Here is a 15,715-nt window from a genome sequence, read left to right on the forward strand (position 1 = left end):
CAGTACTTATAATGAATCTTTAATGTATTGTTAAAAACTAGACATAAAAGAACAAAAAAATAATAACTTTGTAAAAACTAAAATTTTTGAATGCAGGAAAGTAAAGCTAACGTAGATGAGTTAATTGCATTAATTATACAGGGAGTTGACGAAGTTAAAGGGCACAATATAAATCTATTAGATTTAAGAGAAATTGAGAATACCGTTTGTGATTACTTCATCGTTTGTAACGGTACCTCTAACACGCATGTAAATGCAATCGTAGGATCAATCCAAAAAACAGTAAGTAAAGCGATACAAGACAAGCCTTGGCACGTGGAAGGCGAGGACAATGCTGAATGGGTATTAATGGACTACGTAAATGTAGTGGTTCATGTATTTCAAAAACAAGTTCGAGAATTCTACGACATAGAAGGCTTATGGGGTGATGCGAAATTCACAACCATAGAAAGCAGCGTTAATAATTAAAAAATTAAAATGGCAAAAGAAAACAAAACAAGTCCGAATAAACCAAAGTTTAGTTCTTGGTGGATTTATGGATTAGTAGCAGTATTACTTATAGGATTTCAATTATTCAATAGTGATGATTTAGCAAGTACTAACAAAACAACTACTTCAGAACTTCAACAGTATTTAAGAAATGGTGATGTCAAAAAGATTTTGATTATCACAAACACAAATCAGGCAAAAGTTTTCTTGACCGACGAGGCTATTGCTAAAGAAGTTCATAAAGACGTTAACGAGAAATCTTTTTTACCTACATCAGATAATGTACCTCAGTACACCTTGGACTATGGTGATCTTCAAATTTTTCAAAACGAGATAACCGAAATAAAAAAGGAAAACAATCTACCCACTATTATTGAATTTGGGAAGGAATCTACAGCCATTTTAGATTTCCTACTTTCTCTATTACCATTTGTATTGATTATTGGTATTTGGATATATTTAATGCGAAGAATGTCTGGCGGCGGCGGCGGCGGCGCGGGTGGTCAAATTTTTAACATCGGAAAATCTAAAGCTAAATTATTCGATGAGAAGACCGATACAAGAACATCATTTAAAGATGTTGCTGGTTTAGAAGGCGCAAAAGAGGAAGTTGAAGAAATTGTAGATTTTTTAAGAAACCCAGATAAATATACCTCTTTAGGAGGTAAAATTCCTAAAGGTGCATTATTAGTAGGACCCCCAGGAACAGGTAAAACCCTTTTGGCTAAAGCTGTTGCTGGTGAAGCAAAAGTTCCGTTCTTTTCACTTTCTGGTTCAGATTTCGTAGAAATGTTCGTAGGTGTTGGTGCATCTAGAGTAAGAGACTTATTTAAACAAGCAAAAGACAAATCTCCAGCAATCATATTCATTGATGAAATTGATGCCATTGGTAGGGCTAGAGGTAAAAATAATTTCACAGGTTCTAATGATGAACGCGAAAATACACTTAACCAATTATTGACAGAAATGGATGGTTTCGGTACTAATACAAATGTAATTGTATTAGCAGCGACCAACCGTGCAGATGTATTGGATAAGGCTTTAATGCGTGCAGGTAGATTTGATAGACAGATTTATGTTGATTTACCAGACATTCGTGAACGTAAAGAAATTTTTGAAGTTCACTTAAGACCTATCAAAACAGCAGAAACACTTGATTTAGATTTCTTGGCAAGACAAACTCCTGGTTTCTCAGGTGCAGATATTGCTAACGTCTGTAACGAAGCCGCTTTAATTGCAGCACGTAAAGAAAAGAAAGCAGTTACTAAGCAAGATTTCTTAGATGCCGTTGACAGAATAGTTGGTGGTCTTGAAAAGAAAAACAAAATAATTACTCCAGGAGAAAAAGAGACTATTGCCTATCATGAAGCAGGTCACGCAACCACTAGTTGGATGTTAGAACATGCCGCCCCATTAGTAAAAGTAACAATTGTTCCTAGAGGACAATCGTTAGGTGCTGCTTGGTATTTACCAGAAGAGCGCTTAATTGTAAGACCTGAGCAAATGTTGGACGAGATGTGTGCAACTATGGGTGGTCGAGCTGCTGAGAAAGTTATTTTCAATAAAATATCTACTGGTGCTTTAAGTGATTTAGAAAAAGTTACTAAACAAGCTAGAGCAATGGTAACTATCTATGGGCTTAATGATGAAATAGGAAATATCACCTATTATGATTCTGCAGGACAAGATTCTTATGGTTTTTCAAAACCTTACAGTGAAGATACCGCTCGGAAAATAGATGCTGAAATATCTAAAATTATAGAAGAGCAATATCAAAGAGCTATTAAAGTTCTTACCGACAACAAAGACAAATTAACGACCTTGGCCGAAAGATTATTGGAGAAAGAAGTTATCTTTAAAGAGGATTTGGAGAAAATATTTGGAGTAAGAAATTTCGAAAAAGATATTCTTGCTCTAGAAAACAAAAAAAAACTTGAGAAGATAAAAGATTCGGAATCAAAAACAGAAGAGGAAGAAATTACAGATAATAAATAATATTGCAGTAATTTAGTTTAGCAATTGTTATAAAAATATAAATGGGGCTTTTAGATATTTTATTTGGTGGTGGCAAGAAAAAGGTTTCGAAAGAAACTGCGGAAACGCGAGGCGACCATATGCCAGATATAAATATTCCTGTTGATGAAAAATTCACAATTCACTTCAAACAAAACGGAGGAAAATTTATTTACTGTACTTCAGATTCAGAGATATCTAGGGCATTACAAAATATAATTGACGAAAACAATTGGCAAAGCGAACCTTTTTACGTTTTAAATAAAAGACTCGCAGAAAAATTTGCAAAGGAGCCTATTTCCTTCACAGATAAAGCAAAACAGAGTGAGGTGTTCTTTACTACTTGCGAACATCTCATTGCCCAAAACGGTAGTATTCTAGTTTGCTCCAATCAATTACATGAGAAAAAAGTAAATGAGCTTCCAAGTAATCTTGTAGTTTTTGCCACCACGAGTCAATTAGTTGAATCAATTGGTGAAGGCTTAAAGACAATTAAGAAGAAATACGGTCAAAAAATTCCTGGTAATATAACTACATTAAAACACTTTAAAGCTACCGCAGAAAACTCAGACGATTTTCTAACATATGGTAGTAGCACTAAAAATCTTTATCTTTTACTTCTGGAAGATTTATAGTATGAAAGAAATTTTAAGAAGGTCGTTAACAGGGGCTGTCTATATTATTTTATTATTATCAGCAGTTTTCCTTAGTTCCGATGCTTTCGACTTCTTGTTTATGACTTTTGGCTTAGCTTGTTTGTATGAGTACAAAAAATTAGTAAGCTTAAGAGGATATCACATTTTCGCTGCATATTTGGCGCTTTGGTGGGCATTTATTTATTTGGTAAAAGACCAGCAATTAGTAAACATTTTAATGGTAATCACCATTATTGTTGATGTTTACCTCCTTATTAATCTATTTACTAAAAAGCCTATAAAATTAACTAGGCTAAAGAAGTTTGTAATAGGTCTTTTTTATATAGGTGGCGGTTGTATATTCCTGACCATGATACCATATAAGAATGATGCATTTGCAAAACTTCTTATAATGGGAATATTTATTTTAATATGGGTAAATGATTCCTTTGCATACTTAGTAGGCAAAAGTATAGGTAGAACTAAATTATTTCCATCAGTTTCTCCTAAAAAAACCATTGAAGGAACCGTTGGCGGATTTATATTTGCACTTGGAGCGGCCTATTTAATTGCTACACAAGAAGAATTAATAAGTCCTGTACAATGGATGATATTGGCAACAGTAATAGTCATTGCAGGTAGTTTAGGTGATTTAATAGAATCTAAATTTAAAAGAGCTGCAGGTGTTAAAGATAGCGGTGCTATCTTGCCAGGACATGGCGGCATGCTAGACCGATTAGATAGCTTAGTATTTGCAGCGCCATTTGCATATTTAACTTTAAATATATTTAGTTATGTTTCATAGAGAGGGACAAAAAATCATCTTGTTTTCTTTTTGTTTAGTAGGAATTAGCGTAATCTTAGCTCATTTCTTTATTGACATATCGTGGTTAAAATTAACCGTTCAACTAATTGGCTTAGTTCTACTGATAACAATTCTTCAGTTTTTTAGAAACCCTAAAAGAATAGCTGTAAAAAATTTCAATGAAATACTCTCTCCTGTAGATGGTAAGGTGGTTGTTATTGAAGAAGTTTTTGAAAAAGAATTTTTTAACGATAAAAGAATACAAGTATCTATTTTCATGTCACCTGTAAACGTGCATGTTACTAGATATCCAGCTAGCGGTAGTATTACTTTTTCAAAATATCATCCAGGTAAATTTTTAGTTGCTTGGCACCCAAAGTCAAGCGAAGAAAATGAAAGGACGACTGTTGTTATCAAGACTCCTAAATTTGGCGAAATATTATATAGACAAATTGCTGGCGCTATGGCCAGACGAATTGTCAATTATGCCGAGAAAGATGAAAGCGTACAACAGGGCGACGATTCAGGTTTTATTAAATTTGGTTCTAGGGTTGACTTATTCTTACCTTTAGATTGTCAGATAAATGTAAAACTTAACCAAAAAGTAAAAGGTGCCGGGACTTGCATAGCTACTTTTGTTGACCCAAATGAAAAAGAAGAAATCACATACTAAATTTGAAGAGGCAGTAAATTTTGTAAATAGTTTTACCGAACCTATTCCCGCAGATGTACTTCTTAAACTTTACGCATATTACAAGATTGCAAATGATAATTTTGACAATCCTGGCAGTAAGACACCACTTATCAACGCTTTTAAAGCAAATGCTCTAATTCAAGCTAAGAACATGAATAAAAAGCAAGCAATGAAATCTTATATAGAATTGGTTGCAAAAGAATTGAAATAATATTAACTTATTTTTCTATTCGCAATATAAAACCTTGACTGTGAACATTATCTAAACTAATTGCAGAATCCTTTTCTAAATATTTACGAAGGCGTGTTATAAATACATTCAAGCTTTTTTTATTAAAATAATCATTGTTTCCCCATAACTTTATCAATATATCTTTATGACTACATAGCATATTTTGACGTAATACTAAATAATGTAGTAATTCACTTTCTTTTGTTGTTAAATGAAATATTTCATCGTTAAAAGAAAGCTCCTGGTTCAGTGAATTAAAAGTAAATTGGCCTAGTTTAAAATGACAGATATCTTCTTCAACTCTTTTTTCACTATTCAATCGATTCAATAAATTCTCTATTCTAATTACCAATTCTTCTTCATCAATAGGTTTTTTTAGGTAATCAACAGCACCTAAATAAAAGCCTTTAAGCACATCAACTTTTAATGACCTAGCTGATAAAAACAAAAATGGTAACTCGGGAAATCTCTCTTTCATCTGTTCTGCAAGTGAAAAGCCATCCATATCTGGCATAGTAATATCCAATATAGCTAAATCATACTTGTTGGATTCCAAATTTTTTAAGGCACTTATTCCATTGATAAACCAGTTAATTTCAAAATTCTTCATAGAAAGATATTCTGAAAGCAAATACCCTAGATCTGCACTATCTTCTACTAAAATTATTCTATGTTTTTTCTTATTCATTACCCAGAGGTATTATTAAAGATATTTTGGTTCCTTTTCCTTTTTCACTTTCCATTAAAACTTTGCCTTTATGCTTTTCAATAACTTTTTTAACATAGCTCAATCCAAGGCCATACCCTTTTACTGTTTGAACCTCTTTATCATTTACCCTATAATATTTTAAGAATATTTTTTTCTTTTCTTCTTCAGAGATGCCTTTACCATTGTCAGAAATTTCAATGATAAACTGATTCTTCAAACTGTAGGCGTTTAATGTTATAATTGGCTGCACAGAATATTTCTTTGCGTTATCTAAAATATTATTTATTGAATTTTCTAGATGAAATACCTCTGCTTTTATTAAAAAGCAACCTTGTTGTAACGTATAGGTGAATTGAACCTCTTCAATTGCAATCAATGTTGCAAACTCTTCACATAATTTCAACAAATATGGCCTAAAATCTATTTTTTCAAGCTTTAATACATTATTACTAGACTCAAGATTACCAAGTTCCAAAACCTTATCAATATGCACCGTAAGTCTTTTAACCTGTTGCCTAATCATACCCAGAATTGGTTTTTGCTCATTTAAAGCAGATTCTTCTAGGATTTTAGTTGCCAGGCCTATTGAAAATACAGGAGTCTTTAATTCATGAGTTAGATTATTTATAAATTCATTAGTCGTCGTAATCACCTTTCGCTGCCAGTAGTATGTTTTAAGAACCCAAATAACCGCAATACAAATACCCAAAATAAAGAGAATACTTGGCAATGTAAGTCCGTTCAATTTTGATAAAAAAAAGCTGTTAAGATTTTTGAATTGTAATTCTAAAACAACTTTCTTCTCGAATTCTTTAGGCAAATAACCAATTAATTCAATAGGATACGATTCTATATTATCATCTACCTCGAATATTTTAGGAGATTGAAGATAAAAAGATGAGTCTTTTGAGTGTAATGTATAGGTGAAATCGGTATCAATTCCATTATTAACAAGCTTTTCTGTGATATAGTCATTAAGAAAATATCGAGAAGCATCCTGTACACTATCAATACTATTTGTAAAGTAGGTTGTATCTTCTTTTAATGCGCTTGCTATTAAAAAAGTTAACTGATTTTCCGGCTCTAGTCCTTGGGCGATATCACTACTGACATTTCCTAATTTTGAGTTAAACTGCAGTTTGGCCAAATTCAAACCAATTCTAAGATATTGATATTGAATCACCGCCAACCCAATAATTGATATGAAAAATATGGCTATATATATGTTTCTTTTTTTTAACATGTCTCCTAAAGAAACTTAATTAGTTTGGAAAATTAAGCAAACTTAATCTTTCATTAAGTCTATTAACTTTTCATTAAACATTATTGCAAAATGGTTAATCTAAAGGCATTCTTATAATATTAATTTGGTCAGGAGTAATTTAATTAAACTTAAGTCATTTAAGTGATTTCAAACATTCAAAAATAATGGTCACCTCTATCGGTTAGGAGTTGGCCATTATTTAATAAATACACCAAATTAAAAAACCATCATGATAAACAAAATACCATTACTATTTTTATTTATAATTCTTTCAGCTTCATATTTAAATGCCCAAGGCTGTGTCGCTATTCGTCATTTTTCTTCTTGTGTTGGAAATAGTTTAGAGAATAATGTTTTAAACAAAGGCGATATTCAATTAGGAATGAATTATCGATATTTCAAATCATTTAGACACTTTAGAGGTACAGAAGAAGAACCTGACCGTGTTACCAACAATACCGAAGTGATCAACAACTCGCATAGTACGGACTTTTTTTTAACATATGGAATCTCCCAAAGATTATACACTAGTATAACACTACCTACCGTATTTAATTCAAGATCCTCATTATATGAACATGGAAGAAAAGAACGAAATACAACTTTTTCTAGGGGCTTAGGAGACATACGTCTTGGGTTAGGGTACTGGCTATTTGATCTTGAGACACACAAAAATGGAAACTTAGCTATTGGCATGGGTTTTAAATTACCTACTGGAAACTACAATGCTTCTGATATATTTTACAATGTTGGCCCAAATGACGGACCACAAACCAGACCTGTAGACCAGTCTATACAACCAGGTGATGGAGGCTTTGGATTTACAATGGACTTTCAATTATATCAAAAAATAGCCAATGGCCTTTTTAGTTATGCAAGCGGTTTTTATCTATTAAACCCAAGGGAGACAAATGGAATAAGAACTTTTAGGGAAACATTGAGTCCTTTACTTGAAAATGAAGCAATAATGGCTGTTCCCGATCAATATTCAATAAGAACTGGAATAAGCTATAGTATCACCCCAACCCTTTCAAGCTCAATAGGGGCACGTTTTGATTGTGTACCAGTGAGAGATTTAATTGGAGGCAATAATGGCTTTAGAAGACCTGGTAGTGTCTTATCTATAGATCCAGGAATAGGTTACAACAAAAGTAATTTTTCATTTAATCTAAATATTCCCTTTGCCGTTCGAAGAGAACGCCCACAAAGCATAACAGATATACAAACAGAGAATTCTACTGGGTCTTCAAGACATGGTGATGCCGCATTTGCAGATTATGTGATAAATTTTGGAGTTTCTTATCGAATAATTTCAAATAAGGTGAAAATATCACCAGAATTATTAAACGATTTTAAAAGTAGTAATTCTAACTAAATTAAATATTTGGAGATGGGGAATCTAGAAATACGCAAAAACAAAATTATTCGTTTATCAATTGGTTTAGTTTATTTAATTTTTGGGGTTTTGAAGTTTTTCCCCGGGGCAAGCCCAGCCGAAGAATTAGCAACTAATACAATTCAAATTCTCACTTTTGGCTTTCTACCATCTTATTTTGGTTTAATAGCGTTAGCTTTATTTGAATCATTTATAGGAATTTGTCTAATTCTAAACTGGCAAAATAAACTAATTATATATTCTGCCATTGCTCACATTACCTTTACGTTTACTCCAATATTTCTATTACCAGAGCAAATTTTTGGTGAAAATAAATTCATTTTCACCTTATTAAGCCAGTACATTTTTAAAAATATCATAATTTTAGGTGCGCTATTTACTTTGAAAATAGATTTGGACTTTAATAAAAATAAGTCAATGAAAAGAAAACTATCGAATTTAATCTATTCTGTAAAAAAATGGGAATTTAGCTAGTTTATTACTATTCGTATAAATCTTTTAAATCTGCTTCACAAAGAGCACAAAACAACTCATCTAACTTTGTTGTAATATCATTAAAAAAACGCTCACCTTTATCTGCTGTTGCAAATTCTGGATTACCTATGCCTGTGTCGCTACTTACTTTTGACCATTGCCTTTCTGCCCACAGCCAGCCTTCATTAAAAGCCTTAATCTTAAATTTCTTTTCATCACCACTACCCCATTTATCTTTTGGCAACACCAAATCTGGTCTTAAATAAAGCATTAGACTTGTTTCCATTTCATCGGCATGGTCTCCTTTTTCCTTGAAGTACTGAGTTTTATTTAACATTTGAGGAAAGAAACTAAAGCTTATGAACATGTCAGGAAACAACAAGCCCAACTCTCTTACGATAGGCTTGAAATTATTGCCTCCATGGCCATTGAACAATAATAATTTATAAATGCCCTGCCTATTCAAAACAGTTACAATATCTTTAAGTATAGCCAATTGTGTAGAAGGGTTAAGGTTCATATCAAGATAAATATCTTTCTGCCCAGTATTTACACCAAAAGGAATTGTCGGCAAAACAATAACCTTTTTTCCCTTTCCCCATGATACCTTGGCTGCCGCTTCTACAAAACTTTGAGCCTGATAATTGTCAGTACCATAAGGCAAATGATAATTATGAGCCTCGGTTGCACCCCATGGCAACACCGCCAACTCAAATTGTTCATCTTTTAAACTTTCCCAATTCGTTTCAGCAAGTACATAAGGTCTAATCATAGTATTAAAGATACTATTAAAATGAGTTATTCAAATGAATTTCTATTTAGAAGCATACTAAAATACATATAGAATTAAAATTGTAAATAAATTGATTCAATTTGTCATTATTGACATATTCATAAAAGGGTATAAAAAACCCCTGAATAAATTCAAGGGTATATATTTTTATACAATAATAGTCTTAGGAAATATATCCTACAAAACTTTCTTACCTGAAATAATGTTATAAAGAATTACAATTACTGCAATTACTAATAGAATATGGACTAAACTACCAGTTGCAAGGCCAGGCACAATACCTAGCATACCAAGTAACCAGATAATTATACATATAGCTGCTACTAACCATAAAAGACTTCTCATAATGTGTTGTTTTAGATTGTTTATATGTTAAAATTAATAATATAGTTCCAGTTCGTTTAACTCAATTCAAAGTATTAATAACTCAAATTCTGACATAAGCAAATAATAAACATATCAAAACCAACTCATTATCAATGATTTACATTAAATTTTCTTTAAAAAAATCAATCGTTCGAGACCATGCTAATTCTGCAGCTTCCTTGTCATACCGTGGTGTTGACGTATTATGAAAACCATGATTAACGTCGGGATAGAAAAATGCAGAATATTTCTTATTATTTTCTTTCAGTGCTTTTTCATATTCGGGCCACCCAGCATTAACGCGTTCGTCTAAACCTGCATATTGCAACATTAATGGCGCATTAATATCTGCAATGTTTTCCGTTGGTTGACCTCCATAAAAAGGTACAGCTGCCGCCAAATCAGGAACTTTAACTGCCATCATGTTAGAAATCCATCCACCGAAACAAAACCCCACGACTCCAATTTTACCGTTACAATTTTCATTTGCCTTCAGATATTCAAACGCTGCTATGAAATCTTCCAACATTTCATCTCTATCCCTGGTCCTTTGCATTTCTCTTCCTTCATCATCATTACCCGGATAACCGCCTAACGGACTCAATGCATCGGGAGCTATTGTAATAAAACCTGCTAAAGCAGCACGCCTGGCAGTATCCTCCACATATGGGTTTAGACCTCTATTTTCATGAACTACAACTATCCCTGGCAATTTTCCGTCTGCTGATTTTGGTTTGGATAACAGTGCCTTTATCTCACCTCCACCTTTGGGAGAATTATAGGTGATAAATTCAGAATCTAAATCGGGATTATTTTTATCTATTAAAAAAGTAGTTTCATAATTTGGCATTAAAAAACCCATCAAAGATGCCACTGTAATTCCACCTACAGCATAAACGGATAGCTTTTGTACAAAATCGCGTCTTTGAATTTTATTATGCGCATAAGCATCATAGAGGTCAAATACTTCTTGTTTGATATCTTCTTTTCTAAGCATTTTCATTTTTCAACTTTTTCGTTCTTTACTAAATATACAAAAAATACCATATCATTCATTTAAACTTAAAACGAAAAAAGCCTCACTCCCAATACAATAGGGATGAGGCTTCTAATTTATTTTATGGTGATGTTATTAACTTAAACTAGCCAAACTCTTTTCTAAAGTATCTATTTTAGCTTCTGCATCTGCCAATTTTTGACGCTCTATAGTTATAACTTTTTCAGGCGCATTATTTACAAAGCGCTCGTTTGAAAGTTTTTTCTGTACAGACATTAAAAACCCCTTTGTATACTTTAGCTCATCTTTGATTTTCAAGATTTCAGCTTCAACATCTATAGCACCCTCCATAGGTACAAAGTATTCATTACTTTTTACCCTAAATGTCAATGCGCCTTCTAATTGCTCTTTTAAATAAGTTATTTCAGAAACATTGGTCAGCTTAGATATCACAACATCCCAGCGGTTACTTGCTTCCTCAGTATTTAAAACAGACAACTCCAAAGATTCTTTCATTGGAATGTTCTTGTTTTTTCTAATGGTTCTTACTCCTGCAATAACCTCAGCTGCAAAATCGAACTGATCTATTAATTTCTCATCTATTTTACCCACCGTTGGCCATTTAGAAATCACTAGTGCTTCACTCGTTTTCCTTTCTGAAATATGTTGCCAAACTTCTTCGGTTAAAAATGGCATGAATGGGTGTAACAATTTCAAATTCTGTTCAAATAATTGTATCACCTTATCAAAAGTTATTTTATCTATCGGCTGTTGGTAAGCAGGTTTAATAATTTCTAACAACCAAGAACTATAATCATCCCAAACCAACTTGTAAATAGACATTAGGGCGTCTGAAATACGAAATTTACTAAAATGGTCTTCAATCTCTAATAACGTCTTATTCAATTTTGACTCGTACCATTGCAAACCTAATTTAGATGCTTCTGGCTGCGGAATATCTGCAATTTCCCATCCTTTTAATAAACGGAAGCCGTTCCATATCTTATTGGCAAAATTCTTTCCTTGTTGACATAAGTCTTCATCGAACATTAAATCATTACCTGCTGCAGAGCTCAATAATAGACCTACACGGACACCATCTGCACCGTAATCTTCAATAAGCTTTAGAGCATCTGGTGAATTTCCTAATGATTTAGACATTTTTCTACGTTGCTTATCTCGCACTAAACCGGTGAAATAAACATTTTCAAAAGGTTTCTCACCTCTAAACTCATACCCAGCAACAATCATTCTAGCAACCCAAAAGAACAGAATATCAGGTCCTGTTACTAAATCATTTGTTGGATAGTAGTAGTTTATTTCCTCATTATCCGGTTCCATAATACCGCCAAAAACGCTCATTGGCCATAACCATGATGAAAACCAAGTATCTAATACATCGGCATCTTGACGTAAATCACTTTCCTGTAAACCAGAATTTCCTGACTTTTCTTTGGCAAGTTTCAAAGCATCTTCAATGTTTGCGGCAACAACGAAATCTTCTTGACCATCACCAAAATAAAATGCCGGTATTTGCTGACCCCACCATAATTGTCTAGAAATATTCCAATCGCGAACATTTTCCATCCAATGGCGATATGTGTTCTCAAATTTCTTCGGGTGCAATTTTATTTCACCACTTTCCATTACCGCTTCTAAAGCCGGTTTTGCCAAATCTTCCATTTTCAGGAACCATTGATCAGACAATTTTGGTTCTATTACCGCTTTGGTGCGCTCAGAAGTACCAACCTTATGAATATGGGGCTCCGTTTTTACCAAGAAGCCCTTTTCCTCTAACTCTTTTGAAATTTCTTTTCTGACGACAAAACGGTCTTTACCTTCATAATGCATTCCAAAACTATTTAAGCTTGCATCATCATTAAAGATATCTATGGTATCCAAATTATGTTTCTCACCCAACGCTTTGTCATTTATGTCATGTGCAGGTGTCACCTTTAAACAACCTGTACCAAATTCCATATCTACATATTCATCTTCAATAATTGGTATCACCCTATTACAAATAGGTACAATTACCTTTTTACCTTTTAAATGTATAAAACGTTCATCCTTTGGGTTAATACAAATAGCGGTGTCACCCAGAATTGTTTCGGGTCTTGTTGTGGCAATGGTCACCTTTTCATCTGAACCCTCTAATGCATATGCCAAGTAATACAATAAACCTTGCTTTTCCTCATAAATTACCTCTTCATCTGACAAGGTAGTTTTAGCTTCTGGATCCCAGTTTACCATTCGGTAACCACGGTATATCAATCCTTTATTATATAAATCAATGAAGACTTTGATAACACTATCATATCGTTCTTGATCCATAGTGAACGCGGTACGGTCCCAATCGCACGAACAACCCAATTTCTTCAACTGCTCTAGAATTATGCCCCCGTACTGGTGTGTCCAATCCCATGCATGTTTAAGAAATTCATCTCGTGTAAGGTCATTTTTATTAATACCCTGTTCTTTAAGTTTTGCTACCACTTTTGCTTCTGTAGCAATAGATGCATGATCGGTACCTGGCACCCAGCAGGCATTTTTTCCAAGAAGACGGGCTCTTCTAATCAATACATCTTGAATCGTATTGTTTAACATATGCCCCATATGCAAAATTCCCGTTACGTTTGGCGGCGGTATTACAATGCTATAAGGTTCCCTATCATCAGGAACGGAATGAAAATATCCGTTTTTCATCCAATACTCATACCAATGAGATTCTGTGGACTGCGGATTATATTTTGAAGGAATTTCCATATTTGGAACAGTTTTTGAATAATAATAAAATTAGGGTTAATAAAAATAAAGCCGAATTGACAATCTAACGGTCATTTCAGCCAATTTCACCCAAAAATAAATACGAAACAAAAATAAGTAACGTTAGAGTATAACAAAAGGATTTTGAGGTTGATCTGAAAAGATTTAATTTTGACGTCCACCCAAAATTAAAAATGATGAAAAAAATAGTACTTGTATTATTTATTGGTTTACTAGGATTAAGCTTAACTGCACAAGATGCTGCTGCTAAAATCGAATTTAAATCAGAGACAGTTGATTATGGTGAAATTGCCAAAGGTTCAGATGGCATCAGGGTTTTTGAATTTACTAATACAGGAACAGCTCCGCTTATCATAAGTAAAGTGAGTTCTAGCTGTGGTTGTACAATTCCTAAAAAACCAGAAGATCCAATCTTACCAGGTAAAACAGGTGAGATTCAGGTAAAATACGATACCAATAGAGTTGGTCCTATTCGTAAAGCCATTACGGTAATTTCTAATGCAGACACTCCTACTAAGGTTTTGAAAATTAAAGGAGAAGTTAAAGCTACTGGTACCAAATAAGAACAAAATTTTAGAACGCAAAAGCCCAACCTAAATTTAGGTTGGGCTTTTTTTATTTCTACTTTATTCAAATACGGGCTTTAAAACAAAACTGAACAATAAATTATTATCATACCGCTCTACCAAAACTTTTATTCTCTTATCTTTTTTTGCGTTCAGCATATGCACAATCTCTTGTAACTTATATCGATGAATTCGCTTACCGTTAACTGCCAAAATTATATCTCCTTCTTTTAAACCCGCTGAATGTGCGGGACTCCCTTGGCGTATCCCAGAAACAACTATTTCTGGCACCAGACTTAACCTGGTTGCCCCTTGTAGTACTATTTGAACATCTCCATATGTTTTTTCATTACTGTAAACTACCCCGTTAGAATCTGCTATGCGTTCGGACACATATCTAATACCCGCATGTTGTAAATCTATCCCGCTAATATTATACTGAAACATTTTATCAAAATTTGAATTCTTTTTCAAGATAACTTTGCGATTTGCATAATCAAAAACCAAGTTAAAACGCTTTAAAACCTCACCACCTAAGCTTCCGTTTCTTCCTCCAAAATCCTTTATCGAATTAAAAGTTTCCATATCAGGAAAAGCAGCCTTTGCATCCTTTAATATAAAATCTGAAATTTTTAAATGGTTAATTTTTGTTCGTTTGCCAAAAATATCACCAGCTAAACCTTTTCCTAAAAAATCATCATAATATTTTTCTGGAATTTTCAAACGTTCATCTTCAAAAAGCCATACGGCATCACTGCTACCAGTATCCATTAATAATTTCACAGGAACTTCTTCAGCTCCTTTTACTATTACACTAGCATCTAAATACGCTTTCTTTCTAATAACAGCCAAATCTAAAACTCGAGACTTCTTAGAGGTTCTATATTTATAAGTTTTAGGATCATAAAATTTAATTGCTTTAGTCGAATAATTTATATCTACAACAAAATCACGAAACAAATCATATCCAATAATTCCATGTACAGGTACGCCTAAGCTTGGTGAGAAATTAATACCAGCATCCATTACCACGTAAATATCTTGCGATACATTTTTAACACTACCAAGCTTTACAAAATTACCAGTAGATTTAAGTGCATTTATCGGGTCTCCTTCTCCTAGTCCATTTATTGTTATTTCGGTTACATTGTTAAGCTGAATAGAATCTTGATCTGCTAAATTGAATAGAATTGGCTTACCAACACCAGAATCTAACACAAATGACAGTTCGGTACCGTTCACCTCTACTGGTATTATCATCAAATTATTGATGAGCTCAAACTTCACCTTATGAAATTTCTTGCCAGCAGGTAATTGATAAGATTGTGCTATTCCCAAAAGAGAAAAACACATTAATAAAACAGCAAAAAGAATCCTTAACCTACGTAACATAATAGTTATGAATTAGTTATCCTATTCAAGATACATAATTTACGATTACAAAACACAATTTTAACACTGTCTTCAAAAAGCAAATAAAACCTAATATTATTGT

At 33.2% G+C, this 15,715-nt stretch carries 16 protein-coding genes; 9 read left to right on the forward strand and 7 right to left on the reverse strand.

Annotation, left to right across the window (positions count from 1 at the left end):
- The first annotated feature begins 90 nt into the window (after positions 1–90).
- The 6 genes from rsfS to BMY56_RS17785 are packed head-to-tail and all read left to right on the forward strand — an operon-like array spanning position 91 to position 4,847.
- Positions 91–468: a ribosome silencing factor gene (gene rsfS, locus BMY56_RS17760; RefSeq protein WP_091627419.1), complete on the forward strand. Its 378-nt coding sequence runs from the start codon at positions 91–93 to the stop codon at positions 466–468.
- A 9-nt stretch (positions 469–477) separates the two neighbouring features.
- The gene (gene ftsH, locus BMY56_RS17765) at positions 478–2,484 is read left to right on the forward strand and encodes an ATP-dependent zinc metalloprotease FtsH (protein WP_091627422.1); all 2,007 of its coding nucleotides are present in this window, start codon (positions 478–480) and stop codon (positions 2,482–2,484) included.
- Positions 2,485–2,525: 41 nt separating this feature from the next.
- A complete protein-coding gene (locus BMY56_RS17770) occupies positions 2,526–3,137 on the forward strand; it encodes an LUD domain-containing protein (RefSeq protein ID WP_091627425.1) in 612 nt (203 codons plus the stop codon).
- A 1-nt stretch (position 3,138) separates the two neighbouring features.
- Complete coding sequence (locus BMY56_RS17775) at positions 3,139–3,942, forward strand: phosphatidate cytidylyltransferase (protein WP_091627428.1); 804 nt, start codon at positions 3,139–3,141, stop codon at positions 3,940–3,942.
- Entirely contained in the window at positions 3,932–4,615 is a 684-nt protein-coding gene (locus BMY56_RS17780) for a phosphatidylserine decarboxylase family protein (RefSeq protein WP_091627431.1), read from the forward strand. The genes BMY56_RS17775 and BMY56_RS17780 overlap by 11 nt, the downstream gene beginning before the upstream one ends.
- Positions 4,590–4,847 carry an acyl-CoA-binding protein gene (locus BMY56_RS17785; protein ID WP_091627433.1) on the forward strand — a complete coding sequence of 86 codons (258 nt, stop codon included), beginning with the start codon at positions 4,590–4,592 and terminating at the stop codon, positions 4,845–4,847. Before BMY56_RS17780 ends, BMY56_RS17785 begins: the two co-directional genes overlap by 26 nt.
- A gap of 7 nt (positions 4,848–4,854) precedes the next feature.
- On the opposite strand, the gene BMY56_RS17790 is transcribed toward BMY56_RS17785, so the two are convergent.
- Positions 4,855–5,556, reverse strand: a complete 702-nt coding sequence (locus BMY56_RS17790) for a response regulator transcription factor (protein ID WP_091627436.1) — start codon at positions 5,554–5,556, stop codon at positions 4,855–4,857.
- The gene (locus tag BMY56_RS17795; protein ID WP_091627439.1) at positions 5,549–6,820 is read right to left on the reverse strand and encodes a sensor histidine kinase; all 1,272 of its coding nucleotides are present in this window, start codon (positions 6,818–6,820) and stop codon (positions 5,549–5,551) included. The genes BMY56_RS17790 and BMY56_RS17795 overlap by 8 nt, the downstream gene beginning before the upstream one ends.
- 250 nt (positions 6,821–7,070) lie before the next feature.
- Between BMY56_RS17795 and BMY56_RS17800 the strand changes: the two genes are divergently transcribed.
- Both BMY56_RS17800 and BMY56_RS17805 read left to right on the forward strand, forming a co-directional pair.
- Complete coding sequence (locus BMY56_RS17800) at positions 7,071–8,216, forward strand: hypothetical protein (protein WP_091627441.1); 1,146 nt, start codon at positions 7,071–7,073, stop codon at positions 8,214–8,216.
- A 15-nt stretch (positions 8,217–8,231) separates the two neighbouring features.
- Positions 8,232–8,711: a doxx family protein gene (locus BMY56_RS17805; RefSeq protein WP_177170997.1), complete on the forward strand. Its 480-nt coding sequence runs from the start codon at positions 8,232–8,234 to the stop codon at positions 8,709–8,711.
- A 7-nt stretch (positions 8,712–8,718) separates the two neighbouring features.
- Here BMY56_RS17805 and BMY56_RS17810 read toward each other — a convergent pair whose 3' ends face one another.
- From BMY56_RS17810 to BMY56_RS17820, 4 genes are all read right to left on the reverse strand, one after another.
- A complete protein-coding gene (locus BMY56_RS17810; protein WP_218144580.1) occupies positions 8,719–9,483 on the reverse strand; it encodes a creatininase family protein in 765 nt (254 codons plus the stop codon).
- A 198-nt stretch (positions 9,484–9,681) separates the two neighbouring features.
- Positions 9,682–9,849, reverse strand: a complete 168-nt coding sequence (locus BMY56_RS18525) for a lmo0937 family membrane protein (protein WP_143057845.1) — start codon at positions 9,847–9,849, stop codon at positions 9,682–9,684.
- 139 nt (positions 9,850–9,988) lie between these two features.
- A complete protein-coding gene (locus BMY56_RS17815; RefSeq protein ID WP_091627444.1) occupies positions 9,989–10,873 on the reverse strand; it encodes a dienelactone hydrolase family protein in 885 nt (294 codons plus the stop codon).
- 129 nt (positions 10,874–11,002) lie between these two features.
- Positions 11,003–13,633, reverse strand: a complete 2,631-nt coding sequence (locus tag BMY56_RS17820; RefSeq protein WP_091627447.1) for a valine--tRNA ligase — start codon at positions 13,631–13,633, stop codon at positions 11,003–11,005.
- A 194-nt stretch (positions 13,634–13,827) separates the two neighbouring features.
- On the opposite strand from BMY56_RS17820, the gene BMY56_RS17825 reads away from it, so the two are divergent.
- Positions 13,828–14,217, forward strand: a complete 390-nt coding sequence (locus BMY56_RS17825; protein ID WP_091627449.1) for a DUF1573 domain-containing protein — start codon at positions 13,828–13,830, stop codon at positions 14,215–14,217.
- Between the two features lie 63 nt (positions 14,218–14,280).
- Here BMY56_RS17825 and BMY56_RS17830 read toward each other — a convergent pair whose 3' ends face one another.
- Positions 14,281–15,612 (reverse strand): aspartyl protease family protein, encoded by a 1,332-nt coding sequence (locus BMY56_RS17830; protein ID WP_091627452.1) that lies wholly within the window; start codon positions 15,610–15,612, stop codon positions 14,281–14,283.
- Between the last annotated feature and the right edge of the window lie 103 nt (positions 15,613–15,715).

It is taken from the genome of Maribacter orientalis (assembly GCF_900109345.1).
GTDB classification, from domain to species: domain Bacteria; phylum Bacteroidota; class Bacteroidia; order Flavobacteriales; family Flavobacteriaceae; genus Maribacter; species Maribacter orientalis.

What these genes read in the sequence shown, in the direction of transcription:
- BMY56_RS17810 (WP_218144580.1), bottom strand. Translation starts at nt 9,483, where the DNA reads ATGATTAGACCTTATGTACTTGCTGAAACGAATTGGGAAAGTTTAAAA.
- BMY56_RS17795 (WP_091627439.1), bottom strand. Translation starts at nt 6,820, where the DNA reads ATGTTAAAAAAAAGAAACATATATATAGCCATATTTTTCATATCAATT.
- BMY56_RS17830 (WP_091627452.1), bottom strand. Translation starts at nt 15,612, where the DNA reads ATGTTACGTAGGTTAAGGATTCTTTTTGCTGTTTTATTAATGTGTTTT.
- BMY56_RS17780 (WP_091627431.1), top strand. Translation starts at nt 3,932, where the DNA reads ATGTTTCATAGAGAGGGACAAAAAATCATCTTGTTTTCTTTTTGTTTA.
- ftsH (WP_091627422.1), top strand. Translation starts at nt 478, where the DNA reads ATGGCAAAAGAAAACAAAACAAGTCCGAATAAACCAAAGTTTAGTTCT.
- BMY56_RS17790 (WP_091627436.1), bottom strand. Translation starts at nt 5,556, where the DNA reads ATGAATAAGAAAAAACATAGAATAATTTTAGTAGAAGATAGTGCAGAT.
- BMY56_RS18525 (WP_143057845.1), bottom strand. Translation starts at nt 9,849, where the DNA reads ATGAGAAGTCTTTTATGGTTAGTAGCAGCTATATGTATAATTATCTGG.
- BMY56_RS17820 (WP_091627447.1), bottom strand. Translation starts at nt 13,633, where the DNA reads ATGGAAATTCCTTCAAAATATAATCCGCAGTCCACAGAATCTCATTGG.
- BMY56_RS17805 (WP_177170997.1), top strand. Translation starts at nt 8,232, where the DNA reads ATGGGGAATCTAGAAATACGCAAAAACAAAATTATTCGTTTATCAATT.
- BMY56_RS17775 (WP_091627428.1), top strand. Translation starts at nt 3,139, where the DNA reads ATGAAAGAAATTTTAAGAAGGTCGTTAACAGGGGCTGTCTATATTATT.
- BMY56_RS17785 (WP_091627433.1), top strand. Translation starts at nt 4,590, where the DNA reads ATGAAAAAGAAGAAATCACATACTAAATTTGAAGAGGCAGTAAATTTT.
- rsfS (WP_091627419.1), top strand. Translation starts at nt 91, where the DNA reads ATGCAGGAAAGTAAAGCTAACGTAGATGAGTTAATTGCATTAATTATA.
- BMY56_RS17815 (WP_091627444.1), bottom strand. Translation starts at nt 10,873, where the DNA reads ATGAAAATGCTTAGAAAAGAAGATATCAAACAAGAAGTATTTGACCTC.
- BMY56_RS17825 (WP_091627449.1), top strand. Translation starts at nt 13,828, where the DNA reads ATGATGAAAAAAATAGTACTTGTATTATTTATTGGTTTACTAGGATTA.
- BMY56_RS17800 (WP_091627441.1), top strand. Translation starts at nt 7,071, where the DNA reads ATGATAAACAAAATACCATTACTATTTTTATTTATAATTCTTTCAGCT.
- BMY56_RS17770 (WP_091627425.1), top strand. Translation starts at nt 2,526, where the DNA reads ATGGGGCTTTTAGATATTTTATTTGGTGGTGGCAAGAAAAAGGTTTCG.